At 70.1% G+C, this 26,463-nt stretch carries 28 protein-coding genes; 22 read left to right on the top strand and 6 right to left on the bottom strand.

Annotation, left to right across the window (positions count from 1 at the left end):
* Positions 1–110: 110 nt before the first annotated feature.
* Positions 111–779, bottom strand: coding sequence for an IclR family transcriptional regulator (locus LY40_RS14900; RefSeq protein ID WP_258937181.1), 669 nt, complete (start codon positions 777–779; stop codon positions 111–113).
* Between the two features lie 224 nt (positions 780–1,003).
* On the opposite strand from LY40_RS14900, the gene LY40_RS14895 reads away from it, so the two are divergent.
* From LY40_RS14895 to LY40_RS14870, 6 genes are all read left to right on the top strand, one after another.
* Positions 1,004–1,432: a nuclear transport factor 2 family protein gene (locus LY40_RS14895; protein ID WP_258937180.1), complete on the top strand. Its 429-nt coding sequence runs from the start codon at positions 1,004–1,006 to the stop codon at positions 1,430–1,432.
* A gap of 58 nt (positions 1,433–1,490) precedes the next feature.
* Positions 1,491–2,306: an SDR family NAD(P)-dependent oxidoreductase gene (locus tag LY40_RS14890; protein WP_258937179.1), complete on the top strand. Its 816-nt coding sequence runs from the start codon at positions 1,491–1,493 to the stop codon at positions 2,304–2,306.
* Positions 2,299–3,075, top strand: coding sequence for an SDR family NAD(P)-dependent oxidoreductase (locus LY40_RS14885; RefSeq protein WP_258937178.1), 777 nt, complete (start codon positions 2,299–2,301; stop codon positions 3,073–3,075). Before LY40_RS14890 ends, LY40_RS14885 begins: the two co-directional genes overlap by 8 nt.
* A complete protein-coding gene (locus tag LY40_RS14880) occupies positions 3,072–4,493 on the top strand; it encodes an FAD-dependent oxidoreductase (protein ID WP_258937177.1) in 1,422 nt (473 codons plus the stop codon). The genes LY40_RS14885 and LY40_RS14880 overlap by 4 nt, the downstream gene beginning before the upstream one ends.
* A 66-nt stretch (positions 4,494–4,559) precedes the next feature.
* Positions 4,560–5,909, top strand: a complete 1,350-nt coding sequence (locus tag LY40_RS14875) for an MFS transporter (protein ID WP_258937176.1) — start codon at positions 4,560–4,562, stop codon at positions 5,907–5,909.
* A gap of 232 nt (positions 5,910–6,141) precedes the next feature.
* Positions 6,142–7,077 (top strand): hypothetical protein, encoded by a 936-nt coding sequence (locus LY40_RS14870; RefSeq protein ID WP_258937175.1) that lies wholly within the window; start codon positions 6,142–6,144, stop codon positions 7,075–7,077.
* Between the two features lie 229 nt (positions 7,078–7,306).
* Here LY40_RS14870 and LY40_RS14865 read toward each other — a convergent pair whose 3' ends face one another.
* Positions 7,307–8,215, bottom strand: coding sequence for an alpha/beta hydrolase (locus LY40_RS14865; protein WP_258937174.1), 909 nt, complete (start codon positions 8,213–8,215; stop codon positions 7,307–7,309).
* Between the two features lie 201 nt (positions 8,216–8,416).
* Between LY40_RS14865 and LY40_RS14860 the strand changes: the two genes are divergently transcribed.
* The 6 genes from LY40_RS14860 to recQ all read left to right on the top strand — a co-directional run bounded on the left by LY40_RS14860 (position 8,417) and on the right by recQ (position 14,516).
* Entirely contained in the window at positions 8,417–9,169 is a 753-nt protein-coding gene (locus LY40_RS14860) for an IclR family transcriptional regulator (RefSeq protein WP_183782802.1), read from the top strand.
* Between the two features lie 163 nt (positions 9,170–9,332).
* The gene (locus LY40_RS14855; protein WP_183782801.1) at positions 9,333–10,307 is read left to right on the top strand and encodes a thiamine pyrophosphate-dependent dehydrogenase E1 component subunit alpha; all 975 of its coding nucleotides are present in this window, start codon (positions 9,333–9,335) and stop codon (positions 10,305–10,307) included.
* A 151-nt stretch (positions 10,308–10,458) separates the two neighbouring features.
* A complete protein-coding gene (locus LY40_RS14850) occupies positions 10,459–11,496 on the top strand; it encodes an alpha-ketoacid dehydrogenase subunit beta (protein ID WP_258937173.1) in 1,038 nt (345 codons plus the stop codon).
* A gap of 3 nt (positions 11,497–11,499) precedes the next feature.
* Complete coding sequence (locus tag LY40_RS14845) at positions 11,500–11,745, top strand: biotin/lipoyl-containing protein (protein WP_183782799.1); 246 nt, start codon at positions 11,500–11,502, stop codon at positions 11,743–11,745.
* 38 nt (positions 11,746–11,783) lie between these two features.
* Positions 11,784–12,644 carry a Vgb family protein gene (locus LY40_RS14840; protein WP_183782798.1) on the top strand — a complete coding sequence of 287 codons (861 nt, stop codon included), beginning with the start codon at positions 11,784–11,786 and terminating at the stop codon, positions 12,642–12,644.
* 63 nt (positions 12,645–12,707) lie between these two features.
* A complete protein-coding gene (gene recQ / locus LY40_RS14835; RefSeq protein WP_183782797.1) occupies positions 12,708–14,516 on the top strand; it encodes a DNA helicase RecQ in 1,809 nt (602 codons plus the stop codon).
* A gap of 38 nt (positions 14,517–14,554) precedes the next feature.
* Here the strand turns inward: recQ and LY40_RS14830 are convergent, their stop codons facing one another.
* A complete protein-coding gene (locus LY40_RS14830; protein ID WP_183782796.1) occupies positions 14,555–15,295 on the bottom strand; it encodes a 3'(2'),5'-bisphosphate nucleotidase CysQ in 741 nt (246 codons plus the stop codon).
* 98 nt (positions 15,296–15,393) lie between these two features.
* Here LY40_RS14830 and LY40_RS14825 point away from each other — a divergent pair, with 98 nt between their 5' ends.
* The 5 genes from LY40_RS14825 (at position 15,394) to LY40_RS14805 (ending at position 19,624) form a co-directional block, all read left to right on the top strand.
* Positions 15,394–15,870, top strand: a complete 477-nt coding sequence (locus LY40_RS14825) for a nuclear transport factor 2 family protein (RefSeq protein WP_183782795.1) — start codon at positions 15,394–15,396, stop codon at positions 15,868–15,870.
* A gap of 52 nt (positions 15,871–15,922) precedes the next feature.
* Positions 15,923–17,089, top strand: coding sequence for a hypothetical protein (locus tag LY40_RS14820; RefSeq protein ID WP_258937172.1), 1,167 nt, complete (start codon positions 15,923–15,925; stop codon positions 17,087–17,089).
* A complete protein-coding gene (locus LY40_RS14815) occupies positions 17,086–17,862 on the top strand; it encodes an SDR family oxidoreductase (protein ID WP_183782793.1) in 777 nt (258 codons plus the stop codon). The genes LY40_RS14820 and LY40_RS14815 overlap by 4 nt, the downstream gene beginning before the upstream one ends.
* Positions 17,863–17,875: 13 nt before the next feature.
* Entirely contained in the window at positions 17,876–19,021 is a 1,146-nt protein-coding gene (locus tag LY40_RS14810; protein ID WP_258937171.1) for a sulfotransferase family protein, read from the top strand.
* Between the two features lie 246 nt (positions 19,022–19,267).
* Positions 19,268–19,624 carry a DoxX family protein gene (locus tag LY40_RS14805; RefSeq protein ID WP_258937170.1) on the top strand — a complete coding sequence of 119 codons (357 nt, stop codon included), beginning with the start codon at positions 19,268–19,270 and terminating at the stop codon, positions 19,622–19,624.
* 300 nt (positions 19,625–19,924) lie between these two features.
* Here the strand turns inward: LY40_RS14805 and LY40_RS14800 are convergent, their stop codons facing one another.
* Both LY40_RS14800 and LY40_RS14795 read right to left on the bottom strand, forming a co-directional pair.
* Complete coding sequence (locus LY40_RS14800; RefSeq protein WP_183782786.1) at positions 19,925–20,608, bottom strand: metal-dependent transcriptional regulator; 684 nt, start codon at positions 20,606–20,608, stop codon at positions 19,925–19,927.
* Positions 20,609–20,654: 46 nt separating this feature from the next.
* Positions 20,655–21,110: a GNAT family N-acetyltransferase gene (locus LY40_RS14795; RefSeq protein WP_258937169.1), complete on the bottom strand. Its 456-nt coding sequence runs from the start codon at positions 21,108–21,110 to the stop codon at positions 20,655–20,657.
* An 83-nt stretch (positions 21,111–21,193) separates the two neighbouring features.
* Here LY40_RS14795 and LY40_RS14790 point away from each other — a divergent pair, with 83 nt between their 5' ends.
* The 4 genes from LY40_RS14790 to LY40_RS14775 all read left to right on the top strand — a co-directional run bounded on the left by LY40_RS14790 (position 21,194) and on the right by LY40_RS14775 (position 24,463).
* Complete coding sequence (locus LY40_RS14790) at positions 21,194–21,943, top strand: enoyl-CoA hydratase/isomerase family protein (protein WP_183782782.1); 750 nt, start codon at positions 21,194–21,196, stop codon at positions 21,941–21,943.
* Positions 21,940–23,469 (top strand): AMP-binding protein, encoded by a 1,530-nt coding sequence (locus LY40_RS14785; RefSeq protein ID WP_258937168.1) that lies wholly within the window; start codon positions 21,940–21,942, stop codon positions 23,467–23,469. The genes LY40_RS14790 and LY40_RS14785 overlap by 4 nt, the downstream gene beginning before the upstream one ends.
* Entirely contained in the window at positions 23,460–24,068 is a 609-nt protein-coding gene (locus LY40_RS14780; protein WP_183782778.1) for a TetR/AcrR family transcriptional regulator, read from the top strand. Before LY40_RS14785 ends, LY40_RS14780 begins: the two co-directional genes overlap by 10 nt.
* 68 nt (positions 24,069–24,136) lie before the next feature.
* Positions 24,137–24,463, top strand: a complete 327-nt coding sequence (locus LY40_RS14775; protein ID WP_183782776.1) for a hypothetical protein — start codon at positions 24,137–24,139, stop codon at positions 24,461–24,463.
* Positions 24,464–24,718: 255 nt separating this feature from the next.
* On the opposite strand, the gene LY40_RS14770 is transcribed toward LY40_RS14775, so the two are convergent.
* Entirely contained in the window at positions 24,719–25,693 is a 975-nt protein-coding gene (locus LY40_RS14770) for an NAD(P)/FAD-dependent oxidoreductase (protein WP_258937167.1), read from the bottom strand.
* 104 nt (positions 25,694–25,797) lie between these two features.
* Between LY40_RS14770 and LY40_RS14765 the strand changes: the two genes are divergently transcribed.
* The gene (locus tag LY40_RS14765) at positions 25,798–26,391 is read left to right on the top strand and encodes a helix-turn-helix domain-containing protein (protein ID WP_183782772.1); all 594 of its coding nucleotides are present in this window, start codon (positions 25,798–25,800) and stop codon (positions 26,389–26,391) included.
* Positions 26,392–26,463 lie beyond the last annotated feature (72 nt).

The raw sequence follows: 26,463 nt of genomic DNA, 5'->3' as shown, positions 1-26,463 counted from the left end.
CCACAGCCACGCCGCGCCCCCGGCCGCGCATCGCGACGCCGGGGGCCGCGGTGCGACACCCACCAACTGCGCAGCCACCTGCGGCGCGCCCCGTGCGCCGTGGACCGCGCCTACAACTGGGCGCCGAGGCGGTTCGCCGCTTCGCACACGATGCGGCCGAGTTCGTCCTCGTCCTCGATCTCGAACAACGTGAGCCCGAGGCTCACCTCTCTGCCCGGCACCGGCGCGGACACGCCGCACACCGACGGCACGACCTCGCCGTAGGACACGGCGAAGCCGCGCCGCCGGGCCGTCGTCACCGCCTCCCGTTCCCCGGACACGGGCGGTTGCGCGGCCAACAGCGCGAGACCTGCCGAACCGCGATCCACGGGATCCACCTGGCCCGCCCGGAAGCTGACGTGCATCCGAGCCATGCGCGGTTCGACGATCATCAGCATCCGCGCTTCGTTCTCGGAGTCGCGCACGACGAGATGTGCCGACGCCTTCGTCTTCTCCGCGAGATCCTCCAGCACCGGGAGCGCGAGCGTCCGCAGGTCCTGTTCGACCGGCTCGGCCAACCGGACGAGTCCCGCCGCGAGCGTGATGCGCTTGTCGCGGTCGCGCTTGCACAACCGGTGCGCCTCGAGCGTGCGAACGAGCCGGTGGGCGACGGTCCGGTGCACCCCGAGCGCGTCCGCGACCTCGGTGAGCGTCATCCCGCGCGGCTGCGCGACCAGCAGTTCCAAGATCTCCAAGCCGTTGTGCAACGTCTTGGACATTCCGGAGTCGAGTTCGGACACTGCGTAACCCCTCTTGACGGCCGTTGACGGCCACCCTACTGTTTCCGTAGTTCGCACGTCGCGTGCGATATTCGCACACTACCAGCCCGGTGTCACACATCGAACGACCACCGGACGGCGTGTGGACCCGGCGGCACGTGGACGGCGGCATGTGGACTCCGACGCGACCCCAGAGGCGCGCGAATACAGCGGTGTATCCGACAGCAAGGGGTGGAGAGGACCAGATGACACGCGGGCCGGACGACGACATCAGCACCGAGACCCTCGCGCGCGTACACCAGCTGTACGGCGCGCAGAGCCACTTCATCGACGACGGACACGCCGACGCCTGGGCGGCGACCTTCACACCGGACGGCGAGTTCCACTCCCCGAGCTATCCCGAACCGGTCGTCGGCACCGAGGCGCTGACAGCCTTCGCCGAGAGATTCGCCCGGCAGGACGGCGTCACCCGGCACGTACTGACCAATCTGTTCGTCACCGGGCAGGGCCCCGACGAACTCCTCGTGCGGGCGTACCTGCAACTCGTCCACACCGCACCGGGCGGTCCGTCCACTGTGGTGCGACAGACAACGATCGCCGACCGGGTCGTGCGCAGCCCGTCCGGCTGGCGGATCGCCCGCCGCACCGTGCACCGCGACGACGAGCCCCGCTGACGAACCCCGCTGACACTGCGCCGGCCCAGCGGGCCGGCACAACACGGAACGGAGAACCATGAGCGACACCCGCGCCCAGCACACGCCGATGACCGTCGTGCACCCCGAGTTCGAGGGCAAGGTCGCGGTCGTCACCGGCGCCGCCCAGGGCATGGGAGCCCGCTTCACGGCGGCACTCGCCTCGCGCGGCGTGCACGTCGTCGGCGCCGACATCGACGCCGACCGGATGCGGGCGACGGCCGACGACCTGACCGCCGAGCTGGCCGCTGCCTCCGTGGCCGACAAACCGGGCGAGATCGTCGCGGCCACCGTCGACGTCACCGCGGCACAGGACCACGAAACGATCGCGAAGCTGGCGACGACCAGGTTCGGCAGGCTCGACTTCTGGGTCAACAACGCGGGGATCTTCCCGTACGCGGTCGCCGACGAGATCACCCCGGAGCAGCTCGACGCGACCCTGTCGGTCAACGTCGAAGGCGTGCTCTACGGAGCGCAGGCGGCCGCGCGGCACATGGGGCCCGGCGGCGCGATCGTCAACATGTCGTCGGTCTCCGCGCTGCGGGTGCGCAAGGGCCGCGGCGCCTACTGCGCGTCGAAGGCGGCCGTGGCACACCTGACCGAATCGCTCGCCGTGGAGTTCGGCGACAAGGGGATTCGCGTCAACGCGCTGGCACCCGGCTACATCGACACCGCGATGACGCGATGGGCCAAGGACGATCCGGCGACGCTGCAGCACGCGCTCGACGTCGTCCCGCTGCACCGCTTCGGCTCTCCCGAGGAGGTTGCAGGACCGCTGCTGTTCCTGCTGTCCGACAGCGCCCGGTACGTCACCGGCCACAGCATCGCCGTGGACGGCGGTTCCCGCCATGTCTGAGTTTCCCGAGGTCGTCCTGATCACCGGCGCGGCCGCGGGCATGGGCGCGAATCACGCGCGTGCACTCGCCGCCAGGGGCACACACGTGTGCCTGGCCGACGTGGCCGACGCAGCACCGGTCGCCGACGAGATCACGCAGGCGGGCGGATCGGCGTCGGTGCACGAACTGGACGTCACCGACGCGGCGACGTGGCGGGTGGTCGTCGACGACATCCTGCGTGCGCACGGCAGCCTCGGCGGGCTCGTCAACAACGCGGGAATCTCCAGGAGACTCGAGTTCCTGGACACGCCGGACGAGGTCTGGGAACGCACCATGCGGATCAACCTGTTCGGCCCGTTCCACGGCATGAAGGCGGTCGCCGAGCCGATGCGCGACTCGGGCGGCGGTTCGATCGTCAACATCTCGTCGATCTCGGGGCAGATCGGCTACTTCTCGCCCGCGTACTCGGCGAGCAAATGGGGCCTCACCGGACTGTCCAAATCGGCCGCAGGAAACTTCGCGAAGTGGGGAATCCGGGTGAACTCGGTGCACCCCGGCCTGACCGACACGGGCTTTCTCGCCGGTGCCGACTCGTTCGTGGCCTCCGCCGTGGCGAGCGTCCCGTTCGGACGAATGGCAAGGCCCGACGAGATCACCGAGGCGGTCCTGTTCCTGCTGTCCGAGCGTTCCAGCTACATGACCGGTAGCGAGGTCACGGTGGACGGCGGCCTCGTCTCCAACGGGCTCTACCACCGCATCACGGCCGAGACGGGAGGCGATCCACAGTGAGCGACGAACGAGACGACTGGGACGTCGTCGTCATCGGAGGCGGCGGTGCGGGACTGGCGGCCGCCGTGTCCGCGGCCGAAAGCGGCCGTTCGGTGCTGCTCTTCGAATCGGAGACCGAACTCGGCGGTTCGACCCAGCTGTCGGCGGGCCTGTTCACCGCGGCCGGCACGAGTGTCCAGGAACGGCTGGGTATCGACGACTCCCCAGAGCGGTTCTTCCAGCACTACATGGACCTGAACCGCTGGCAGCTCGAGCCGGGGCTGATCGCCGCCTTCTGCCGAGGCGCCGGTCCGGCGCTGGAGTGGCTGATCGGACTGGGCGTCGAGATCCCGGCCAGGGTGTCGACGAACGCGCACATGCCCGGCCTGTGCCAGGCGGGTGTCGAAGACGTCTGGCGCGGTCACGTGCCGAAGGACCAGGGCTACGGCCTGGTCCAGGCGCTGGCCAGGGCGGCCCGCACGAGCGGTGTCGAGGTCGTGCTGAACACCCGCGTGCAGCGACTGCTGCAGCACGAGGGGCGGGTAACGGGTGTCGTCGCCGACGACATCGAGGTCCCCGCGCGTGCGGTGGTCGTGGCCAGCGGCGGGTTCGCACGAGACCCGCAGCTACTGGAGCGGTACTACCCCGACGCGCTGCGCGCGGGCGACGACCTCTTCGTCGTCGCCGCCGACGGCAGCCGGGGCGATCACCTGCGACTCGGCGACCAGGTCGGCGCGGACGTCACCGGCGAGGGCTGGGGATTGCGCCTGCCGACCGTGTACTTCCAGCGGCTGCACCACTGGCAGTCCGGGTTCCCGCCGAAGTCCCGCGTCTACGTCAACCACCGCGGCAGGCGGTTCATGGACGAGGACGCCTCCTACGCCGTGTCCGGCGGCATCATCGAAGCCCAGGACGGGCCGGTATGGGCCGTGTTCGACGAGCGCGCCAGGACGTCGCTGCCGCCCGGATACGCCCACTGGAACGCCGAGCACGTGCTCGCCGAGGCCGAGGCGGGCCGCACGCTCCGTGCGGACTCGCTCGCCGAACTCGCCGGCATGGCCGGGATGCCGGCCGACGCACTGGAAGCCACGGTGCGGCGCTGGAACACACAGCTACCGGAAGGCGACGATCCCGAGTTCCTCCGGCACCGGACGCTCGCCAACAAGGGGTCGACGGCCGACCCCGACCCGATCGACCGGCCACCGTTCTACGCCGCGCGGCTGCAGCCCGCGGAACTCGTCTGCACGCACGCCGGTCTCGCGATCGACGCGAAGGCGCGGGTTCGTGACGTCCGGGGCGATGTCATTCCCGGGCTGTTCGCCGCGGGCGAGGCGGGCGCAGGCGTACTCGGCGAACGCTACGTCGGCGGCGGCAACGCGGTCGCGGGCGCCGTCACCGTCGGCCGGCTCGCAGGCCTGGGAGCCGCCGCAGGCTCCTGAATCCCGTACCGAACGCGACCGGCAACCCGAACCCGGCGACACTCGATGCCTCAACGAGGAGAACGCATGAGCGAAACACGTCCACCGGCGAGCGCGGAGACCACCGCGGCCGACATCGGGCAACGGACCGTCCGCAAGGTCAGCACCCGCGTCCTGCCGCTGGTCATGCTGCTGTACATCTTCAACTACATGGACCGCTCGAACATCAGCTATGCCCAACTGGGCATGGAACACGAGTTGGCTATCTCGGCGGCCGTGTTCGGCACCGCGTCGGCGATCTTCTTCCTCGCATACGTGCTGTTCGAGATCCCCAGCAACATGATCATGAAGAAGGTGGGCGCCCGGGTCTGGCTCGCGCGCATCGCGGTCAGCTGGGGTGTGGTCACCGTCGTGACGGGCTTCATCCAGAACGTGCCGCAGCTCTACATCGCGCGGATCGTGCTGGGCATCGCCGAGGCGGGGCTCTACCCCGGCCTGCTGCTGTATCTGACGTTGTGGTTCCGACCCGCAGAGCGTGGCCGTGCGATCGCCATGCTCGCACTGGCCCAGCCGATCGCGATGGTGCTCGGCGGGCTCACCGGCGGGCTGATCCTCGACCACGTCCACTGGTTCGACCTGTCCAGCTGGCGCTGGGTGTTCATCCTGCAGGGTGCTCCCGCGGTGCTCATCGGTGTCCTCGTGCTGATGTATCTGCCGAACAAGCCCTCCCAGGCACGGTTCCTGTCGAAGGCGGAGAGCGACTGGCTCGAAACCGAGATCAACAAGGACTACGCGCCGGAGAAGAAGGAGACCTTCCTGGGACAGCTGCGCGTGATGAAGGAAAAACGGGTGCTGTACCTGGGCCTGGCGAACCTGTTCGCCGCGTGCGGCCTGTACGGCTTCACGTTCTTCCTGCCGCAGATCGTCAAGCAGCTGGACCCGTCGTACTCGGCGACGAACATCGGTTTCCTGGGCATCATCCCGTGGGTCGTCGGCGCGATCGGCATGCTGCTCATCGCCCGCCACTCCGACCGCACGAGGGAACGCCGCTGGCACGTCGTGGGCCTCATGATCCTCGCGGCGGTGGGGCTGATCGGCACGGTCGTCTTCCGCACCACGCCGGTACCCGCCCTGATCTGCCTGTCACTGGTGGCGGTCGGCGTGCTGGGCTACCTCGCACCGTACTGGGCGTTGGCCGCCCGGGTGCTGTCGAAGGAACAGACGGCGGTCGGCCTTGCAGCGATCAACTCGATCGCCGCGCTGGGCGGGTTCTTCGGCCCGTACGTGATCGGGCAGAACGCCACGGCCGACAACGTGTCTGCGGGCCTGTTCTTCCCGATCGGCTGTCTCGTGGTGTGCGCCGTGATGCTGTCGCTGCTCAAGGTTCCCCGCGATCCGAAGCCCGCCGAATCCCGGACACCCGAAGCGGTCGGCTGACGGCGGTCGGCACTGCAGGCGGTCGGCACTGCAGGTGAGGTCCCGGTACGCATCACGTATCGGGACCTCACCGTGTCGCGCCCACCCCTTCCCCCAGGCCCGCACACCGTCCGGCGGCTACCGGCCCGCGCCCACCGCGCCCGCGCCCGCGGCACATACGCTCAGCGGAGAGACTGACGGAACCGGGAGCCACCGCCCGGAGTCCGAATCAGGGGACGGCGGAGGAGCAGGCATGGCACGGCCGGGGAACAGGGCGCGGCAGCTGAACAGGGCACAGCAACGAAACAGGGCTCGCCAGGGGAACAGAGCACGGCAGCGGAACCGGGCGCAGCAAGAGAACGGAGCGCACCAGGGGGACACGGCACAGCAGGAACGTTTCGACGACTGGCGGGCTCGCATGGCCGTGCGGGGCGGCCCGGTAGTGCACGCCGTCGCGCGTGCGGGCTGGGCCGTGTTCGGCGCCTTCGGCGCGCTCGTGATGGTCGTCGTGGCGCTGCTGTACGCGGCGAACCCCGGTGAGCACGGTGCCGACAACGAGCCTCCGATGAACTTCCTCGGCGGGCTAATCGTGTTCGTCCCGATGGGCGCCGTGTTGTTCGCCTTGCTCGGGTTGCCCGTGCAGTTCTTCGCTCGGTCGTGGCTGCGCACCCCGACCGAGGCCGAACGGCGCAGCGCCCGCGACGCGCAGCGCGCCGCCGACCCCTACACCCCGGAAGGCCTGCTCGCGGGCGGCCGGTGGGCGCTGTCCTACCAGCGCTGCGTCGACTCGGTAACGGCGTTCCACGCGATCGTGGAAACGCTGCCCGCGGGCCCCGGCCGCGAGTGGCTGACGGACATCGGTTCGACACTCGACGACGAACTGCGCGAGGCGCTGCGGTTGGCCCGGCTCGGCGACAACCTGGCGCCAGGGGGCCGGGCCGGCACCGCGACACCGGCCCGGAAATCCGGAAAGCAGTCCGACCACGCGCACGGGTCGACGCCACCCGCGGCGACCTCGGAACGCATCGCCGAGCTGCTGACCTCCGCGGAACGGGCCTTCGCCAGCACCACCGACCGCGCCGGCTCGGTCGCGCTCGACCTGCGGAGGGAATCGGAGTTCACCGCGGTTCGCAGCCAGCTCGACATGCTCACCGCGCAGACCCCGCACCTGCGCGACAGCGATTTCTGAGCGCGACTTCCGAGCCGCGGCTATCCGAGCGACGGTCATCCAAGCCGCGGTCATCCGATTAGCCGAGCGACGGTGAGCCGCGATTTCCGAGCGACGGTCATCTGAGCCACGGGTTCCTGAACGGCCGGGTTCCGCCACCCGGCGAGGCCCCGTCAGCGGAACTCGTCAGCGGGGCCTGTCCGCGGGGCGGCGCCCGTCACCGACCTGACGGAGCCCGGCCGGAAGCGGCTTACCTGGGCAGATCGTCGCCCTTGTACAGCGCCGCCTTGTACATCGACTTCAGCGGCGCCCAGCCGTTGTCGGTGTGGTGCGTGTCGTGGTCGCCGGAGTCGTGCCAGTAGTGCATCTCGTAGGTGTGCGGCCCGGTGATCTCACGGATGCCGCTGTGGGTGACCGCTTCCGTTCCCGAGTCATGGCTCAGGTAACCGAACTTCTGGTCGGCGCGGTTGCCCTTGTCGATCGCCGAGTTGTAGCTGACCACGCCGTCCTCCGCGGAACCGATGACGGTCCAGTCGGTGCCGTTGGTCCACGAGTCGCCGAGCTCCCGACCGTCGGCGTGCAGCGCGTCGAGGAAGCCCGAGCCACGCTCCATCTGGTCCCACTGCGCGGTGTGGTCCTCGCGGTCCTCCTTGACACCCTGGTGCGGCGTGCCCGCCGTGACGACGTTGTCGACGTCCATCGAGGACGGGAAGCCGGACCAGCCCTCAGCCGTGCCGAGCAGGGCCACCCGCGTCACCAGGCCACCCATCGAGTGCGCCGCGATGTTCACCGACTTGCCCTTGCTGGTGTAGTTGTCGTGGACGTAGTTGGCGAAGTCCCTGGCGATGAACTGGATCTTCGTTTCCTTGCTCGCGGCGGACACGACCGCGTCGCAGTTGCCGGCGTTCGGGCCGCCGGGGCCGTTGCCCTCGTAGTAGGCGACGGTGGTGATCTGGTCACGCGACAGACTGCCCGCGGACGTGTAGTAGTCGATCGCCTCGTCCCACGTGGCGCCGTTGCAGTTCTTGCCCTTCGCCGGGTCGCCGTGCCCGTGCACCAGCAGCAGCTCCGGCGTGGCCGCCTGTGCCGCAGGCGCTGCCGTGACCAGCATCGCGCCTGCGGCCGCCGCGGCCAGCAGGCCGCGCTTGTCGAACCCCATGTCCGGTTTCCCCCATCGGATCTCGTCGATGATCTTTCGACGAAGCAGCGTATCGGCTGCCACCGACATCCGCTGCGGGTTTGCGCCACAGCCGAAACTTGCCGCCGCACCACGCTCGGGACATCCTGGACATCTCGGCCTGAATACCCCGCTGCCCGGCAGCGGCCGACGGCTACGACGACGTGGCGGAGGTGGCTACTCGTGTCGGACGGGCCCACGCTCATCGGCTCGGTACAGCGTGCGCTGCACCTGCTCGACGCCGTCGGAGCGAGCGCGAGACCCGTCACCGCCAAGCAACTCGCGCGCACCGTCGGAGTTCCCCTGCCGACCGCATATCACCTGCTGCGCACCCTCGTCCACGAGGGCTACCTGCGCAAACTGGAGGACGGCTACGTCCTCGGCGAGCGGCTGCGCCCCGCCGGACCCGAACATGCGTCACAACGGCTGCTCACCCGTGTTCGCCCGATCCTGCGCGCGTTGCGCGACGAGCTGCACGGCGCGGCCTACCTGGCGCTCTACACCGACGGTGAGATCGAACTGGTGGACATCGTCGACGGTCCCGACACGCCGACCGCCGACCTGTGGGTGGGTGCCCACGAGGCAGGGCACGCCACGGCGTTCGGCAAGTGCATCCTCGCCACGCTGCCGACCGGCCAACGCGCCGACTACCTCGCCCGCCACCACCTCGCCGACCTGACGCCCCACACGATCACCGACGTCCGCACGCTCGAGCACACGCTGGCCACCGGCGGCGAGGTGTTCGACGACCGCCAGGAGTATCTCCTCGGCACGGCCTGTCTCGGTGGTGTCGTCCACGGCCCCGGCGTGTTGGGAGCCGTCGCGGTGTCGCTGCCCGCCCGGCGGTATCGCGCGACGAGAGCGGCGGCGCGAGCGATGCAGCGCGCCGCGCACCGCGTCACCCGTGCCGCCGCGGCCGACGCCGTCACCCGGTAGGCGGCCCGCCTATCAGCATCTGAAATCCGCGCCGTTGCCCGAGGTCCGCGCGGACGAGAAGAGTTGCTGGCGAACCCACTCGGCGTCGACGACGACACTGCGCCGATGACGTCGACACCGCGCCAAATGAAAAGGCCGAATGAGAAAACTGCGGAGGACGGGCATGGACACCGCGACGAGACTCGACCTTTACCGCATGATGGTGCTGATCCGCACCTTCGAGGAAGCGATCCTGCGTGAGTACCACGCCGACAAGAAGCCGGTGTTCGACATCGGCGCAGGTGCGATCCCGGGCGAGATGCACCTGTCGGCGGGTCAGGAGCCCGTCGCCGCGGGCGTGTGCGCACATCTGACGTCGGCCGACGCAGTCACCGCCACCCACCGTCCGCACCACTTCGCGATCGCCCACGGCGTGGACCTGCACCGGATGACCGCCGAGATCTTCGGCCGAGTCGACGGCCTCGGCAAGGGCCGCGGCGGCCACATGCACCTGTTCGATCCCGACGTGCACTTCTCGTGCTCCGGCATCATCGCCGAGGGCTACCCGCCCGCGCTGGGCCAGGCGATGGCGTTCCAGCGGCGCGGCACCGACAGCGTCGCGGTGGCCGTGACGGGCGAGGGCGCCGCCAACCAGGGTGCGTTCCACGAATCGCTGAACCTGGCCGCGCTGTGGCAGCTGCCCGTGGTGTTCGTGGTCGAGGACAACGAGTGGGGCATCTCGGTGCCCCGCAGCGCCTCGACGTGCGTCACGTCGAACGCCGACCGCGCCGCCGGATACGGCATCCCCGGCCTGCGCGTCGAGGACAACTCGGTCGAAGGAGTGCACAGGGCGGCGGCCGAGGCCGTCGCCCGGGCCCGCACCGGCGAGGGGCCGAGCCTGCTCGAGGTGCACACGCTCCGGCTCTGGGGGCACTTCGAGGGCGACCCGCAGGGCTACCGGCACGACCTCGACGGCGTTCCCGGCCGCGATCCGCTGCCCACCTACGAGCAGGAGCTGCGCGGCGACGGCGTGCTCGACGAGGCGACCGTCAAATCCGTGGCCGCCGAGGCCGCCGACCGGGTCGAGGACGCGATCGCGTTCGCCCGGCGCAGCCCTGCGCCGGACCCGAAAGCGGCGTTCGACCTCGTCTTCGCCTGAGCCGGATCTTCGCTGCCGGACACGACATCGCGCGGCAGCGAAGGTCCGGTCGCCGGCGCACCCCGCCATGACCGACAGCCCCGTACGACGCAGCCCGTACGACACAGCCACTACGACGCAGCCACGTACGACGCAGCCACGAGGAGGAGCAATGTCGCTCACCGACGCCTCGGCGCCGACCACGACCCGCCGACTCAGCACGTCGAAGGCGATGGTGGAGGCCGTCGCCGCGGAAATGGACCGTGATCAGGACGTGTTCGTCATGGGCGAGGACGTCGGCGCCTACGGCGGCATCTTCAGTTCGACTACGGGCCTGCTCGACCGGTTCGGCCCCCAGCGGGTCGTGGACACCCCGATCTCCGAGACGGCGTTCATCGGCGCGGCGATCGGTGCGGCCGTCGAGGGGATGCGGCCGATCGCCGAGCTGATGTTCGCCGACTTCTTCGGCGTCTGCATGGACCAGATCTACAACCACATGGCGAAGATCCACTACGAGTCCGGCGGCAACGTGCGGGTGCCGATGGTGCTGACGACCGCGGTCGGCGGCGGATACTCCGACGGTGCGCAGCACTCGCAGTGCCTGTGGGGCACCTTCGCGCACCTGCCGGGCATGAAGGTCGTCGTGCCGAGCAGTCCCGCCGACGCCAAGGGGCTGATGACCTCGGCGATCCGTGACGACAACCCGGTCGTCTACATGTTCCACAAGGGCATCATGGGCCTGCCGTGGATGGCGAAGAACCCGCGTTCGGTCGGCCCGGTCCCCGAGGAGGACTACGAGGTGCCGATCGGCAAGGCCGCGATCGCACGCCCCGGCACGGACGTCACGATCGCCACGCTGTCGCTGTCGGTGCACCACGCTCTCGACGTCGCCGACGAGCTCGCCGACAACGACATCGACTGCGAGGTCGTCGACCTGCGCAGCCTGGTGCCGCTCGACACCGACACGATCCTCGAATCCGTCGGCCGCACGGGCAGACTCCTGGTGGTCGACGAGGACTACCGGTCGTTCGGTGTCTCGGGCGAGATCATCGCCAGGGTGGCCGAACGGGACCCCGGCATGCTGTCGGCCCCGCCGATGCGGGTGGCCGTGCCCGACGTGCCGATCCCGTACGCCCGTGGGCTCGAGGACGCCGTGCTGCCGACGGCCGACCGAATCCGCAGCGCCGTCTTCGGGGTCATGGGGCGGTGAGCGGTGACCGGAGCAGGCGGTGAGGTGCCGTTCCCGACCGTGTCCGCATCCGATCCCGACGCCGAGGGCGTGCTCGCCACCTGGTTCGCGGCCGACGGCCAGCGGGTGTCGGAGGGGCAGCTGCTGGCCGAGGTCGCCGTCGACAAGGTGGACGTCGAGGTGCCCGCTCCCACCGGCGGAGTGGTGCGGCTGCTGGTCGGCGAGGGCGACGTCGTCAAGCAGGGAGCCCCGATCGCACGCCTGGAGTGAAGGGGAAATCCGGTTGCGGCGGACCGTAACGTCGACGCATGCCGATCAGCGAGTTCCCCGTCGACGACCCGGGTTCGGGGCCGTACGACCTGACTGCGGGGCCCGACGGCGCCGTGTGGTTCACCATGGCCGGATCGGGCGCGATCGGCCGGATGTCGACCACGGGCGTGCAGCACACGTTCCCGCTCGGGGACGACTCCGCCCAGCCGACGAGCATCACCACGGGCCCCGACGGTGCGTTGTGGTTCACCCTCGGGCAGGCCCACGCGGTCGGGCGTATCACCGTCGGCGGTGACCTCACCCGGTTCCCGCTCGGCGAGGTGATGCCGTACGGCATCACGTCCGGGCCCGACGAGGCGCTGTGGTTCTCGGAGCTGACCGTCGGGGCGCTCGCACGGATCGACGCCGAGGGCGTGGTGACGGAGTTCCCGCTGGACGTGCTGGGGGCCATGCCCGGCTACGTCGCCACCGGGCCGGACGGCGCGCTGTGGTGCACGCTCAACCAGGCCGACGCGATCGCGAGGGTCACGCAGGCGGGCGAGGTCACGGTGCATTCGCTGCCGACGGCCGGTGCGGCGCCGGTCGGCATCGCGTGCGCACCGGATGCGCTGTGGTTCGCCGAGATCGGCGCGGGAGCGGTCGGCCGGATCACCACCGGCGGCGAGGTCACCGAGTTCGCCCTTCCCGACCCGGCCGCGCGCCCGCACGCCGTCATCCCCGCCGACGACGGCGGCTGCTGGTTCACCGAATGGGCGGCCGGGCGGCTCGGGCACGTCGATCGCCACGGCCGGTTCACCCATCACGACCTGCCCGGCTCCGAGCCGCACGGCCTGGCGGCCGGTCCGGACGGTGCGATCTGGGTGGCGCAGGAGTCCGGCGCGCTCGCCCGGTTCGCCTGACCGACCGGCACGGCGGCCGGCGTCGGCAACGCCGTGTCGGGGCAGCGTCGTAGGATCGCGCGGGTGAGAACCCGCGACCCGCTCGACGTGCTGAACCGGGTGTTCGGCTACGACGAGTTCCGCCCCGGCCAGCAGAAGATCGTCGACCACGTCACCTCCGGCGGCGACGCGCTCGTGCTCATGCCGACCGGTGGCGGCAAGTCGCTGTGTTATCAGATTCCGGCGCTGGCCCGTGAAGGCACCGGTGTGGTCATCTCCCCGCTCATCGCGCTGATGCAGGATCAGGTGGATGCGCTGCGGGCGCTCGGCGTGCGCGCGGGGTTCCTCAACTCGACGCAGGATCCCGGCGAGCGGCGTCTCACCGAGTCCCAGCTCCTCGCAGGCGAGCTCGACCTGCTCTATCTCGCCCCGGAGCGGCTGAACGTCGACGCGACGCGCAGGCTGCTCGACCGGGCGCCGCTGGCACTGTTCGCGATCGACGAGGCGCACTGCGTGTCGCAGTGGGGGCACGACTTCCGCCCGGACTACCTCGCGCTGTCCGGGCTGCACGAACAGTGGCCCGACGTCCCGCGCATCGCGCTGACGGCCACGGCCACGAAGGCCACGCACGCCGAGATCTCGAACCGGCTGGGGCTGGACGACGCGCTGCACCACGTCGCCAGCTTCGACCGGCCCAACATCCAGTACCGCATCGCGCCGAAGAACGAACCACGCAAACAGCTCCTCGACCTGCTGCGTACGGAACACGACGGCGACGCGGGCATCGTGTACTGCCTGTCCCGCAAGTCCGTCGAGGAGACCGCGGAGTTCCTCGTGCGAGGCGGTATCGACGCGGTGCCGTATCACGCGGGCCTCGACGCGGCGACCCGCGAACATCACCAGGCGCGGTTCCTTCGCGAGGACGGGCTGATCGTGGTGGCGACGATCGCGTTCGGCATGGGCATCGACAAACCGGACGTACGGTTCGTGGCACATCTGGACCTGCCGAAGTCCGTCGAGGGCTACTACCAGGAAACCGGTCGTGCCGGCCGGGACGGCCTGCCCTCGACCGCCTGGCTCGCCTACGGCCTGCAGGACGTGATGCAGCAGCGCAAGCTGATCGAATCGTCCGAGGGCGACCAGGCCCACCGGCGGAAGCTGGCCTCACATCTCGACGCGATGCTGGCGCTGTGCGAGACGATCGAATGCCGCCGGGTGCAGCTGCTCGCCTACTTCGGCCAGGACGGCCAGCCGTGCGGCAACTGCGACACGTGCCTGACGCCCCCGGAGTCGTGGGACGGCACGGTCGCCGCGCAGAAGCTGCTGTCCACGGTCGTGCGGCTGAAACGCGAGCGGAACCAGAAGTTCGGCGCCGGGCAGATCATCGACATCCTGCGCGGCAAGAGCACCACGAAGATCACGCAGCACCGGCACGACGAACTGAGCGTGTTCGGCGTCGGCTCCGACCTGGGTGACAACGAGTGGCGCGGCGTGATCCGGCAGCTGCTCGCGACCGGCCTGCTGGCGGTCGAGGGCGAGTACGGCACGCTCGTGACGACACCGGCCAGCGACGAGGTGCTGTACCAGGGCAGGCAGGTGCACCTGCGCCGCGAGCCGAAACGCGCGGCGACGCGCGAGAAGACCAAGCGCGCCGCCCAGACCACGGATCTGCCGGACGAGGCGAAGCCCGCGTTCGACCGCCTGCGCGACTGGCGCGGAGCCACCGCGAAAGAACAGGGCGTGCCCGCCTACATCATCTTCCACGACGCGACGTTGCGGCAGATCGCCGTCGACCATCCGTCTACTCTGGACGAACTGGGCAGCGTCAGCGGCGTCGGCGAGAACAAACTGAACAAGTACGGCGAACAGATCCTGGCCGCCCTCGCCGACTGAGCCGCGAACACCCCAGGGGTGCTGACCCGGCGTGCGCCTCAGGAGTGTTTCGCGATCGAGGCGAGGATGTCGTCGGCCAGTTCGGGCCTGCAGATGATCAGGTCCGGCAGGTACGGATTCGGGGCGTTGTACTCGAGCGGCGATCCGTCCACACGGGACGCGAACAGTCCGGCCGACTGGACGACACCTGCCGGCGCGGCGGAATCCCACTCCCACTGACCGCCCGCGTGCAGGTAGGCGTCGGCCTCGCCGCGCAGCACCGCCATCGCCTTGGCGCCCGCCGAGCCCATCGGGGCCAGTTCACCGCCGAGATCGGCCGCGACACCGGCGGCGAACTCGGGCGGCCTGCTCGCGCTCACGAGGATCCGGCGGCCGCCCTGACTCGGCGCGAGTGTCACGTCGCCCGTCACGTAGACCGTGTCCCGCTCCGGCTGGGCCACCGCGGCATCGGTGATACCCTTGCCCCGCTGCCACAGCGCGACGTGCACGGCCCAGTCGTCACGGCCGGGCTGAGAGAACTCGCGCGTACCGTCGAGCGGGTCGATGATCCAGACCCGGTCGGCCGACAACCGGGCACTGCTGTCCGCCGACTCCTCGGACAGCACGGCATCGTCGGGCCGCTGCGCCGCGAGCCGCTCGAGCAGCAGCGCGTTCGACCGCGCGTCGCCGCGGTCGCCCAGCTCCTTCGGCTCCGCGTCCGCGCCTTCGGCACGCACGTCGAGCAGCAGCTTCCCGGCTTCGACCGCCAACTGCCCTGCGAGTTCTGCGTCTGTGGTCATTCACCCAGCAAAGCAAGCCCGGCGCGGCGATCGCCAACGGGGTCGAGACGAGAACATGTTCTTGCCATCGGCGGCGCGAACCGCGAAGCTTGTGCCCCATGGACCTCGCCACCCTGGAAGAGATCAAGCAGACCAAGTACCGCTACCTCCGCTGCGTCGACCTCAAACGCTGGGACGAGCTCACCGACGTGCTCACGGCCGACGCCACGGCCGACTACGGCAGCCCCGCACTCGGCGAACCCCTCAGCTTCACCGGCCGCGACGCGATCCTGGACTTCCTGAAGACCAACCTCGGCGGCACGATCATCACGACGCATTCCGCAGGTCAGCCGGAGATCAACATCGAAGGCGACTCGGCGACGGGCACGTGGTCGTTCGAGGACACGGTGATCGCCCCGGAACACGACGTGCTGATCAAGGGCGCCGCGTTCTACCGGGACCGCTACCACCGCGGCGACGACGGCGTGTGGCGCATCGCCCACACCGGCTACCTGCGCCTCTACGAGATGATGATGTCCACGGCGGACGTGCCGAGCCTGCGATTGACGGCCAACCTGTGGGCCGAGACGGCGTGAGCGGCCGACCGCGCCGTTGACCGTTATGTAGAACACGTTCTATCGTGTGGCTGTGATCACGCAGCCGCTGGCCGACGCCATCGCCGAAGCAGAGAAGGTCATCGCCGACGCACCGCACGTCCGCAGCGAAACGGATCTCGTCGAGGGCTACGACTACCTCGCGGGCGGCATCCAGGCCTGCCTGCACCTGGCCAGGGCCTATCAGCGCGACCATCCGTTCTTCGTCCAGTCGACCGGTCCGTACACGAAGATGGGCCTCGACAACCCGGACGCGCTGTACTTCCACTCCTACATCCGCGACGACGCCGAGTACGTCGTCACCGGCACCCGCGGCACCACCCGGGATCTCAGCTTCCAGGTCCTCGCCGGCGACTACACGCCGGTGGAGGTGCCCGACAGCCTGACCGCGTTCGACGACCGCGAGCTCGACATCGCACCCGACGGAACGTTCCAGATCCGCTTCGGCCCGGACCGCGGCAAGGCGGGCCGCGGCTACTTCACCCTCCCCGAAGGTGCGGCGATGCTCGTCGTCCGCGAGGTCTACAGCGACTGGGCCGAACGCCGCGGCACGCTGCGCATCCACCGGGACGACACCGCGGGCACCGCCCCACCACCGCTCGACCGCCGTGCGATGGCCAAACGGTACGGCGTGGCCGGCAAGATGCTGCTCGGCCGGCTGCGGACGTTCCTCGCCTTCCCCGAGTGGTTCTACCTCAAGCTGCCGGTGAACACGCTGACCGAACCCCGCCCCACACCGGGTGGTCTCGCGACGCAGTTCTCGTCCGTGGGGCACTACGACCTGCCCGACGACAAGGCGATGATCGTGACGGTACCGAAGTCGGACGCGCCCTATCAGGGCATCCAGCTCGGCAGCATGTGGTACATCTCGCTCGACTACGTCAACCACCAGACGAGCCTCACCGCCGATCAGGCCACTGTGGACCCGGACGGGAAGTTCCGGTTCGTCATCAGTGAGCGTGACCCCGGCGTCGCCAACTGGTTGGAGCGACTGGGGCACGACCGCGGGTACGTGCAGCTGCGCTGGCAGCGGCTATCGCGGGAACTCGGCGAAGCCGACGGACCCACCGCCGAGGTCGTCGACGTCGACGAGCTGCCGACGCGGCTGCCGTTCCACGACCGGGCCAGGGTCACGCCGGAGCAGTGGTCGGCCCGGATCGCCCGCAGACAGGCCGAGTTCGCGACGAGGATGCTCGGATGACGGCCCTGGAGGGCAAGGTCGTCGTGGTGTCCGGTGCCGGTCCTGGGCTGGGCAGGGCGATCGCGGTGCGCAGCGCACACGCGGGTGCCGACGTCGCACTCGTCGCGCGGGACGAGGAGCGGCTCGCGAAGGTGGCGGCCGAGGTGCGCGAACACGGCAGGCGCGCGCTCACCGTGCCCGCCGACATCACCGACGACGACGCGTGCGCCCGCGTCGTCGACTCGACGGTCGCCGAGTTCGGCCGGGTCGACGCCCTGGTGAACAACGCCTTCACGATGCCGCCGATGGCCGACCTGACCGACGTGCGGATCGACAGGCTCCGCACGGGCCTCGAGGTCAACGTGTTCGCGGCGCTGCGGTTGACGCGGCTGTTCGCACCGCAGCTCGCACCCGCGGGCTCCGTCGTGATGATCAACTCGGCGGTGCTGCGGCATTCCCGGCAGCTCTACGGCGCGTACAAAATGGCGAAATCGGCGCTGCTGTCGGTGTCGCAGAGCCTCGCCTCGGAACTCGGTCCGTCAGGCGTGCGCGTGAACTCGGTGGCACCCGGCTACATCTGGGCCGACATGCTGCAGGCCTACTTCGCCCACCTCGCGAGCGAACGCGGGGTCGACCCCGGGCAGGTCTACGACGAGACAGCCGCGACCACCGATCTGCGGAGGCTTCCCGAACCGGACGAGATCGCCGACGCCGTCGTGTTCCTCGCATCCCCCATGGCACGGGCGATCACCGGCCAGTGCCTCGACGTCAACGCGGGCGAGTTCCACCACTGAGGAAGGCGGTGTCATGGTCGCGACCATCGACGAGCTGCACGAATCCGCGAGCCGCATCACCGGGCTCGACGACTTCGGCAGCGACGACTACACCGACGGCCTCACCGTACTGCTCGACTCCTACGAACGAGAGGCGGCGCTGACCCCGCTGGGGCGCAAGGTGAAACGGGCCTTCCTCCGCGGCGCGCTGATGGCTCGGTCGCTCAGCGAGGCGGCGTGGAAACAGCATCCCGAGTACGCCGACGTCGCGATCGAGCGGCCGATCTTCGTCACCGGCCTGCCGCGCACGGGAACGACCGCGTTGCACCGGTTGCTGACCGCCGACCCCGCCAGTCAGGGACTCGAGGTGTGGCTGACGGAGGTGCCGCAGCCGCGCCCGGAGCGTGAGACGTGGCCCGACAACCCGGTGTTCCAGCGCATCCAGGCCGGTTACGAGCAGTACCACGTCGAGAACCCGGAGTTCATGGGCGTACACGCGATGTCGGCCGGCCAGGTCGAGGAATGCTGGCAGCTGCTGCGGCAGTCGCTGCGTTCGGTGTCGTACGAATGCCTGGCGCACGTGCCGTCCTACTCGGAGTGGCTGTCCGAACAGGACTGGACGGCGGCCTACCTGCGGCACCGCAGCAATCTGCAGCTGATCGGACTGCCCGACGCCGGCCGCCGGTGGGTGCTGAAGAACCCGAGTCACCTGTTCGCGCTCGACGAGCTGCTGCAGGTGTACCCCGACGCACTGGTGATCCAGACGCACCGTGCACCCGAAACCGCGATCGCCTCGGTGTGCAGCCTCAACGCCCAGGCGAGCGCGGGCTGGTCGGAGACGTTCACCGGCGACCGCGTCGGCCGGGACCAGCTCGAACTGTGGGCCCGCGGGCTCGAGACGTTCACCGAAGCCCGCTCCCGGCACGACCACCGGCGGTTCTTCGACGTCGACTACGACGACTTCGTCGCCGACCCGATCGGCACCGTGGAGAGCGTGTACGGCCACTTCGGCCTGCCGCTGAGCGACGAGGCACGCGAGGCGATGCGGCGGCTGCACACCGCGAGCACCACCGGTGCGGCACGGCCCGAGCACCGCTACTCGTTGGCGGACTTCGGCCTGACCGGCGACGAGGTGCGCCGCCGGTTCGCCGACCTGGAGACGGTCGGCGGACGCACGTAGCCGTCATGCATGCGGCCGTTTCGCGGACGGTCGTGTCGCTGGCGGTTGTTTCGCGCGCGGTTGTTTCGCGCGTAAGCCGCCTCGTTCGCGGTTGTGTGGCTAGCGGTGGTGTGGCGCGGTGTTCTCGCGCGTAAACCGCCTCGAGCGCGGTTGTCACACGCCGGAACCCGCTCGCGGCTGTCACACATCGTGCACGGGTGGCGTCGGAAGGGGTGAGAACCAACGGACACCCCGAAGGAGACGACCATGAGCGGAGCGCTCGACGTCACGCTGCTGGCTGCCGCGATCGGCTGCGCGGTGCTCAACACTGTCGAGGTGGTCGCCAAGGCGATGCGGGCGCGGTTCGTGCTCGACAACTGCGCCGAGGTCGGCCTCGACTCTCGGTGGCTGCCCCAGCTGGCGGTCGTCGAGGGCGCGGGAGTCGCCGGCCTGGTGCTCGGGTTCGCCGGCGTACCGCTCATCGGTGCGGCCGCGGCGATCGGCCTCGTCGGCTTCTTCGCGATCGCCGTTGCCGTTCACGTCCGCGCACGAGTGCTCCACAACCTCGCGTTCCCCGCCGTGTTTCTGGCGCTCGCCGTGGGAGCCGTCGGGCACTTCGTGTGACGCACGGGCAATCGTACGGCAGCGCGCCGTCACGGGTCAGGCGCGGAACACGCGCGAGCGCGCTGTCACGCGGCGCGGCGTCGGCGTTGGGGGTGGCCGGGCGACGAGTGGGCGCAGTCGCGCGGCAGCGCGGCATCGGCGACAGGTGGGCGCAGAACACACGGGTCTGGGCGCAGGACACGCGGGTCTGAGTGCAGAACACGCGCGTGGCCGCAGTCGCGCGGCAGCGCGGCGGTGAAGGGCGGCGGCCGAGTGACGGTGGGCGAGTAACGGTGGGCGCAGGGCGCGCGCCGGGGGCGGTCAGCGGACCGTGACCGACAGTGCCTGCGCGATGGTGGTGCCGAGGGCGTGAGTGGCGGCGTCGGCGGGCGGGCCGATCTTCACCACGACCGGGCCGCCGAACGGCTGGCGTTCCAGCACCTCGACCCTGTCCCCGATCGTGATCGACCGCTCCGCGAGGAACCGCAGCAATTCCGGGTCGGTGTCCCACACCCGGGCGATCTCCCCGACCGCGCCTGCGGGCAGTTCGTCGAGCAACCGCGTCGACATCTCCTCGACGCTGCCGTCCGGAGCCGGGATCGGATCGCCGTGCGGATCGCGCATCGGGTCACCGAGTTTGGCCGAGATGCGCTCGACGAGACGTTCGGACATCACGTGTTCGAGGAGGTCGGCCTCGGTGTGCACCTCGTCCCAGGTGTAACCCAGTTCGGAGACGAGATAGGTCTCGATGAGCCGGTGCCTGCGCAGCACGGACCGAGCGAGCTGCATGCCCTCGGCCGTGAGCTCGATGCCGCGGTACGGCACGTGCTCGACGAGCCCCTGCTGCGCGAGCTTGGTGACCATGCCCGACGCCGACGACGGGCTCACCTCGAGCCTGCCCGCCAGGGACGTGTTCGTCACGGCCTCGCCGCGCTCGGCGAGGCCGTAGATCGCGCGCATGTAGTCCTCGATCGAGGACGAACGCCGATTCGAGCCGTCTTCCATGCTCTCCAAGATACGGCGTCCTTCCGACGGAACCGGCGGCCGAGCCTCACTCCTGGTCGGGGAGCCAGCGATACTTGACCCAGCCCTCGACCGGTTTGCCGCCGAGCGAGGCGTAGAAGGCCTCGGCCTTGGCGTTACCCATCTGCATGTCCCATTCGACGCGTCCACTGGTGCGCCTGCCCAGCTCGGCCATGAGTTCCCTGCCGAGGCCGTACCTGCGGAACTCCGGCTTGACGAACAGATCGTCGAGGAACACGCCCGGCTTGGCGTCCCAGCTGGGGAACGTCCACGCGCACAGCGCCATGCCGGCCGTCACCCGCTCGCCCGCCTCGCCGTCGACCTCGGCGATCACCACCCAGGCCTTCGGCTCGGGCCCGAAGAGGTGTTTCGTCATGTCGCCGCGGTCGAGCACGAGGTCGTCCTTGCCCTCGTAACGAGCGTGCTCCTCGATGAGCAGGCAGATGTCCTCGACGTCGTCGGGTGTCGCATCACGTACCGGCATGACATGCAGTTCAGCACAGGTCAGTGCGGAAATGCCACCCTTCTGGTCTATCGATCGATTGATCGGGCCGTTAGGGTTGCGGCATGCCGACCGTGGAGCTCGACACCTCCGGCGCCGACGGCGTGGCCGTCGTCCGCCTCAACCGCCCCGAGCGGCTCAACGCCGTGACAGCCGAACTCGTCGACGACCTGCTCACCGCACTCGACGCGCTGACGGTCCGCACCGACGTCCGCGCGGTCGTGCTGACCGGCGAGGGACGCGCGTTCTGCGCAGGGCACGACCTCAAGGAACCCGCACCCGAAGGCGATTCGCGGCCACGGCTGGAACGCCTGCAGGACGTCACGCGCAGACTCCGCGGCCTGCCGCAACCCGTCGTCGCCGCCGTGCACGGCTACGCGATCGGCGCGGGTGCCGAATTCGCGCTGGGCTGCGACCTGGTGGTGGCAGCCGACGACGCGGCGTTCGCGTTCCCGGAAGCCGGCCTCGGGCTGAGCGTCACCGGCGCGGCGTCCCGGCTGTTGCCGCTGCTGGTCGGACCGCTCAAGGCCAAGGAACTGATGTTGCTGGGCGAGCGCATCGACGCCGCGGCCGCCGCCGAGTTGGGCCTGGTCAACCGGGTCGTGCCGCGCGACGAGCTCGACAGCCGCGTCACGGAACTGGCCTCGGCCTTGGCGGACAAACCACCCCGTTCGGTGACGCTGGCCAAGCGCGCACTGGACCACGGCGTCGACGCCGCGGTCGAGACCGTGCTGGAACTCGAGGTCACGCACGCCCTGCTCACCGAGCACACTCCCGAGGTCGACAGGAGCGCGGAGGAGTTCCGGTCCCGATGAGCACGCATCTCGTCGAACTCGTCACCACAGCGGCCAGGACCTGGCCGGACAAGCCCGCATGGATCTTCGACGACACCGGGCAGGACGGCGCCCCTGAGACATTGACGTTCGCGGACGTCGACCGGCGCACGGGCCTGCTCGCGGCCGCGCTGGCCGATCGCGGGGTGGCAGCGGGCGACCGGGTGGCCGTCATGCTGCACAACCGGCCCGAGTTCCCGCTGCTGTGGCTGGCGCTGGCCCGGCTCGGCGCGGCGATGGTGCCCGTCAACACCGGGTACCGCGAACTCGACGGCGGCCACGTGATCGCCCACTCGGGCGCGTCGCTGGCGGTGACGGCGGAGGAGTTCGCCGGCCTGCTGCGGACCGTCGCTCCCGGCACCGCGCTGCGGGAGGTGGTCACGACCGATGAGCTCACCGGTGCCGGGCCGGCACCCGGCTTCGTCCCCACCCCGGAGACGCCGACGAACATCCAGTACACGTCGGGCACGACGGGTGCACCGAAGGGCTGCGTGCTGCCGCACCGCTACTGGACGACACTCGCCGACGACCTGGCGACCGCGTTCCCCGCGGTCTCCTCCGAGGACGTCATGCTCACCGCACAGTCGTTCCACTACATCGATCCACAGTGGAACGTCGCGCTGGGACTGCGGTCCGGCGCGACCCTGGTCGTGCTGGACCGGTTCCACCCGTCGACCTTCTGGGAGAAGGTGCGCGAGCACCGCGTCACGTGGTTCTACTGCCTCGGCCTGATGCCGACGCTGCTGCTGCGGATGCCCGAACAACCGGAGGACCGTGACCACCGCGTACGCGCGATCACGGCCTCGGCCATCCCGCCGGAACTGCACGCCGAGCTGGAGGCCCGGTGGGGTGTGCCGTGGTACGAGGCCTTCGGCATGACCGAGACCGGCGGCGACATCCGCATGTACCCCGGCGATCACGACGAGCTGGTCGGCAGCGGCTGCATCGGGCGTCCCGCGGCACACCGCGAGGTGATCGTCGCCGACGAGAACGGCGTCCCCGTGCCCCGCGGCAGCGAGGGCGAGCTGCTGATCCGCGGCACCGGTCTGATGCATCGCTACCACGACGATCCGGACGCGACCGCGAAGGCGTTCCGCGGCGGCTGGTTCCACACCGGCGACCTCGCGCGCATGGACGAGGCGGGCCGGGTGTTCTTCATCGGCCGCACCAAGGACATGATCCGCCGCAGCGGGGAGAACATCGCGGCCGACGAGGTGGAGCGCGCCCTGCTGCTGCACCCCGGCGTCACCGCGGCCGCGGTCGTCGCCGTGCCGGACGAGCTGCGCGGCGAGGAGGTCAAGGCGTACGTGGTGCTCGGCACCGAGCACGATCCGGAGGAACTCGCCGAGTTCTGCGAGACGAAACTCGCACGGTTCAAGGTACCGCGGTTCTGGTCCGTTGTGGACGAGCTGCCGATGACCCCGTCGGAGCGCGTCGCGAAAGGACAGCTGCGCCAGGGCGATCAGCGCACCGGTGCCTACGACCGGAAGGCGGGCGCATGGCTGTGACGAAACCCGCCGGCGGCAGGCCTGCCCGGGAGCGTGTGCACCGCGCCGCGGTGCGGCTGTTCGCCACGAAAGGGTTCCATGGCACCGGCATCCGCGACCTCGCCAAGGCCGCCGACCTCTCGTCGGCCAGCCTGTACCACTACATGCCCACGAAGGAGCGGCTGCTCGCGGACATCATGCGCACCTCGCTGCAGAGCCTGCTCGATGCCGCCCTCGGTGAGCTCGACGGCGTCGACGACCCCGTCGAACGGCTCGACCGGCTCGTGGCGCTGCACGTGACCCGGCACGCACGCGAGCCGATGCGCACCCGGGTCGTGGACAACGAGGTCGACGCGTTGACGCCCGCGTCCCGGCGGGACGTCGTCGGCATCCGGGACTCGTACGAGAAGCTGTGGTCGGACACCATCGACGACGGCCTGCACAGCGGTGTGTTCACCACCACCCGGCCCGCGACGACACGGCTGGCACTGCTCGACATGTGCAACGGCGTGGCCCGGTGGTTCTCTCCCGGCGGCGAGCTGGGCAGAAGCGACCTCGCGGACCACTACGCCGACCTCGCGCGGCGCATGGTCGGCGCACCGCCGCGACAGCCCCGATGAGGGCGTATCGGCCCAGCGCGGAGGGGGTGGCGCTTGCCCTGACGCCGCAGCTGGGGGACGCTCGTGGGGTGAGTGAACAGACTATCCACCTGGAACTCAACGACGAGGGCGTCGCGCCCGGGCTTCCCACGCCCACCGATCCGCAGGACCACATCCACGATGTGCCCTACCGTCCCGTCGAGTTCCGTGACGACGATCTTCCCGCCGCTCTGGAGCGCGGCGCGACCTGGCTCCGCGAGGCGCAGCGGTGGCTCGGCGAACCCGCAGACGTCATCGCCATCCACCTCGATTACGACGATCGCGACGGATACCCGTACTACAACCTGAAGATCCTCTGCAACGAGGAGGATCTGGCGGGCGTTCCCCTCGCGATCAAGCAGGGCAACCGGTCCTGACCACCGGTCCCTGAAGGTCGCGCCCGGTCAGCGGCCGGGCTTTCCGGCGTCGCGGTGATGCGCCCGCGTCGCCGGCAGGCCCGCGATCCTGCAGTACAAGCACCAAGAACGAATCTTCGTAATACGAACGCACCAGTACGAGCGCACCGCCTCGCCCACCGGCCACCCGGCACGTGACCGTCCGCGTGGCCGGTGGCCGGTGAGCGTTGCCGGTCGGTTCCTGTGCCCTCCCGGGGTGTTCGCCGCCCGGAGCCGTCAGCCGGTCGCCGCGACGGCCGCGTCCCGGTACCGGGCGACCGCCAGCCGGGTGTCCTCTCCCACGAGATCGCCGTTGAGCTGCGCGGCCGCGAATGCACCGGCCGCCGCGGCGTTGCCCACCTGCGCAGACGGGTCGGTGACGTTGCCCGCAGCCCACACTCCGGCCACCTCGGTCTCGCCGCGCACGTCGACGGGCAGGTGATCGCCCGCCCCCGACGGGTGTTCCCTCGGCCGCAGTCCCAGTCCGGCCAGCAATCCCGCCCGTGCCGTCATCCGGGTCCCCACGGCCACGACGTCCCTCGGGACCGTCTCACCACCGGCCGTGCGAATGCCCGTGATCCGGTCGTCGTCGATCACGAGTGCGTCGACCTCGCCGGCCACGATGCGGATGTCCCGCGCGAGAAGCTGCTCCCGTTGGTCGCCGGTCAGCTCCATACCTCGGGAGAAGAAGACCACGTCGGCGCTCCACTGCCGGAACAGCGACGCCTGGTGCAGCGCCATCGGCCCGTTCGCGATCACCCCGATGGCCCGATCGCGCACTTCCCAGCCGTGGCAGTACGGACAGTGCACGACGTCGCGCCCCCACCGTTCGCGCAGCCCGGCGATGTCGGGCAGTTCGTCGACGAGACCGGTCGTCACGAGCACCCGGCGCGCCCGCACCGACCGCCCTCCGGACGTCGACACGATGAACCGTCCGTCGTCGCCGGCCGACACGGCCTCGACCTCCGCGGTCACGACCCGGCCGCCGTAGCCGCGCACCTCGGCTCTGCCACGTTCCAACAGTTCGGCCGGCGGAACGCCCTCCCTGCCGAGCAGACCGTGCACCGCGTCCGCGGGTGCGTTACGGGGCTCCCCCGCGTCGAGTACGACCACGCTGCGACGTGCGCGAGCCAGCATCAGCGCCGCGTTGAGCCCGGCCGCTCCGCCCCCGATCACCGCGACATCGTAGTCGCCTTCCCATTGCTCTGTCACCGTGTCCTCCTCGTCTCCTTGCCTGCGGATACCTCCACGGGCAACTCTGCACCGCTGCCGCGTTGTGTGGCAAAGTTCTTTGCCGGGGTGGCAAAATCGCGGGTATGGACGACAAGCTGGGACAGGCACTGGACGCGGTCGGGCCGAGACTGCGCGCACTGCGCACGCGGCAGGGCCTGACGCTGGCGGAGTTGTCCGACCGGACCGACATCTCGGTGAGCACCCTGTCGCGACTCGAATCGGGCGCCCGCAGGCCGACGCTCGAACTGCTGTTTCCACTGGCCAAGACCTACGGCGTCGCGCTCGACGAACTGGTCGACGCACCGCCGACCGGCGATCCGCGCGTACACCTGCGTCCGGTCACCCGGCACGGCATGACGATGCTGCCGCTCACCCGCAGGCCCGGCGGGATCCAGGCGTACAAGATCGTGCTGAACGGATGCGACGCGCCGCCGGAACCGGAGCCGCAGGGGCACGAGGGATACGAATGGCTCTACGTGCTCAACGGGCGGCTGCGGCTCGTGCTCGGCGAACACGACCTGGTGCTCACCCCCGGCGAGGCCGCCGAGTTCGACACCCGCGTACCGCACTGGTTCGGCTCGGCCGACTGCGAACCCGTCGAGTTCCTCAGCCTGTTCGGCACCCAGGGTGAACGTGCCCACCTCCGCGCGGCCCCGAAGGGAACCTTCGACACCTGACGGTCCGCCCGATCGACCACCCCGGGGCACTCACGTGACCGCGCCCTCGCCCAACCGCCACCCCCCATCGAG

The sequence above is a fragment of the Prauserella salsuginis genome (assembly GCF_024648885.1).
In the GTDB taxonomy this organism is placed as follows: Bacteria; Actinomycetota; Actinomycetes; order Mycobacteriales; family Pseudonocardiaceae; genus Prauserella; species Prauserella salsuginis.
Note: the sequence above shows the minus strand (reverse complement) of the source record. Positions and strands in the feature narration are given on the sequence as shown.

Excerpts from the sequence above, each read along its gene's own strand:
- LY40_RS14895 (WP_258937180.1), top strand. The coding sequence starts at position 1,004 with ATGACACGCGGGCCGGACGACGACATCAGCACCGAGACCCTCGCGCGC.
- LY40_RS14890 (WP_258937179.1), top strand. The coding sequence starts at position 1,491 with ATGAGCGACACCCGCGCCCAGCACACGCCGATGACCGTCGTGCACCCC.
- LY40_RS14885 (WP_258937178.1), top strand. The coding sequence starts at position 2,299 with ATGTCTGAGTTTCCCGAGGTCGTCCTGATCACCGGCGCGGCCGCGGGC.
- LY40_RS14875 (WP_258937176.1), top strand. The coding sequence starts at position 4,560 with ATGAGCGAAACACGTCCACCGGCGAGCGCGGAGACCACCGCGGCCGAC.
- LY40_RS14870 (WP_258937175.1), top strand. The coding sequence starts at position 6,142 with ATGGCACGGCCGGGGAACAGGGCGCGGCAGCTGAACAGGGCACAGCAA.
- LY40_RS14865 (WP_258937174.1), bottom strand. The coding sequence starts at position 8,215 with ATGGGGTTCGACAAGCGCGGCCTGCTGGCCGCGGCGGCCGCAGGCGCG.
- LY40_RS14855 (WP_183782801.1), top strand. The coding sequence starts at position 9,333 with ATGGACACCGCGACGAGACTCGACCTTTACCGCATGATGGTGCTGATC.
- LY40_RS14850 (WP_258937173.1), top strand. The coding sequence starts at position 10,459 with ATGTCGCTCACCGACGCCTCGGCGCCGACCACGACCCGCCGACTCAGC.
- LY40_RS14840 (WP_183782798.1), top strand. The coding sequence starts at position 11,784 with ATGCCGATCAGCGAGTTCCCCGTCGACGACCCGGGTTCGGGGCCGTAC.
- LY40_RS14830 (WP_183782796.1), bottom strand. The coding sequence starts at position 15,295 with ATGACCACAGACGCAGAACTCGCAGGGCAGTTGGCGGTCGAAGCCGGG.
- LY40_RS14825 (WP_183782795.1), top strand. The coding sequence starts at position 15,394 with ATGGACCTCGCCACCCTGGAAGAGATCAAGCAGACCAAGTACCGCTAC.
- LY40_RS14815 (WP_183782793.1), top strand. The coding sequence starts at position 17,086 with ATGACGGCCCTGGAGGGCAAGGTCGTCGTGGTGTCCGGTGCCGGTCCT.
- LY40_RS14810 (WP_258937171.1), top strand. The coding sequence starts at position 17,876 with ATGGTCGCGACCATCGACGAGCTGCACGAATCCGCGAGCCGCATCACC.
- LY40_RS14805 (WP_258937170.1), top strand. The coding sequence starts at position 19,268 with ATGAGCGGAGCGCTCGACGTCACGCTGCTGGCTGCCGCGATCGGCTGC.
- LY40_RS14800 (WP_183782786.1), bottom strand. The coding sequence starts at position 20,608 with ATGGAAGACGGCTCGAATCGGCGTTCGTCCTCGATCGAGGACTACATG.
- LY40_RS14795 (WP_258937169.1), bottom strand. The coding sequence starts at position 21,110 with ATGCCGGTACGTGATGCGACACCCGACGACGTCGAGGACATCTGCCTG.
- LY40_RS14790 (WP_183782782.1), top strand. The coding sequence starts at position 21,194 with ATGCCGACCGTGGAGCTCGACACCTCCGGCGCCGACGGCGTGGCCGTC.
- LY40_RS14785 (WP_258937168.1), top strand. The coding sequence starts at position 21,940 with ATGAGCACGCATCTCGTCGAACTCGTCACCACAGCGGCCAGGACCTGG.
- LY40_RS14780 (WP_183782778.1), top strand. The coding sequence starts at position 23,460 with ATGGCTGTGACGAAACCCGCCGGCGGCAGGCCTGCCCGGGAGCGTGTG.
- LY40_RS14765 (WP_183782772.1), top strand. The coding sequence starts at position 25,798 with ATGGACGACAAGCTGGGACAGGCACTGGACGCGGTCGGGCCGAGACTG.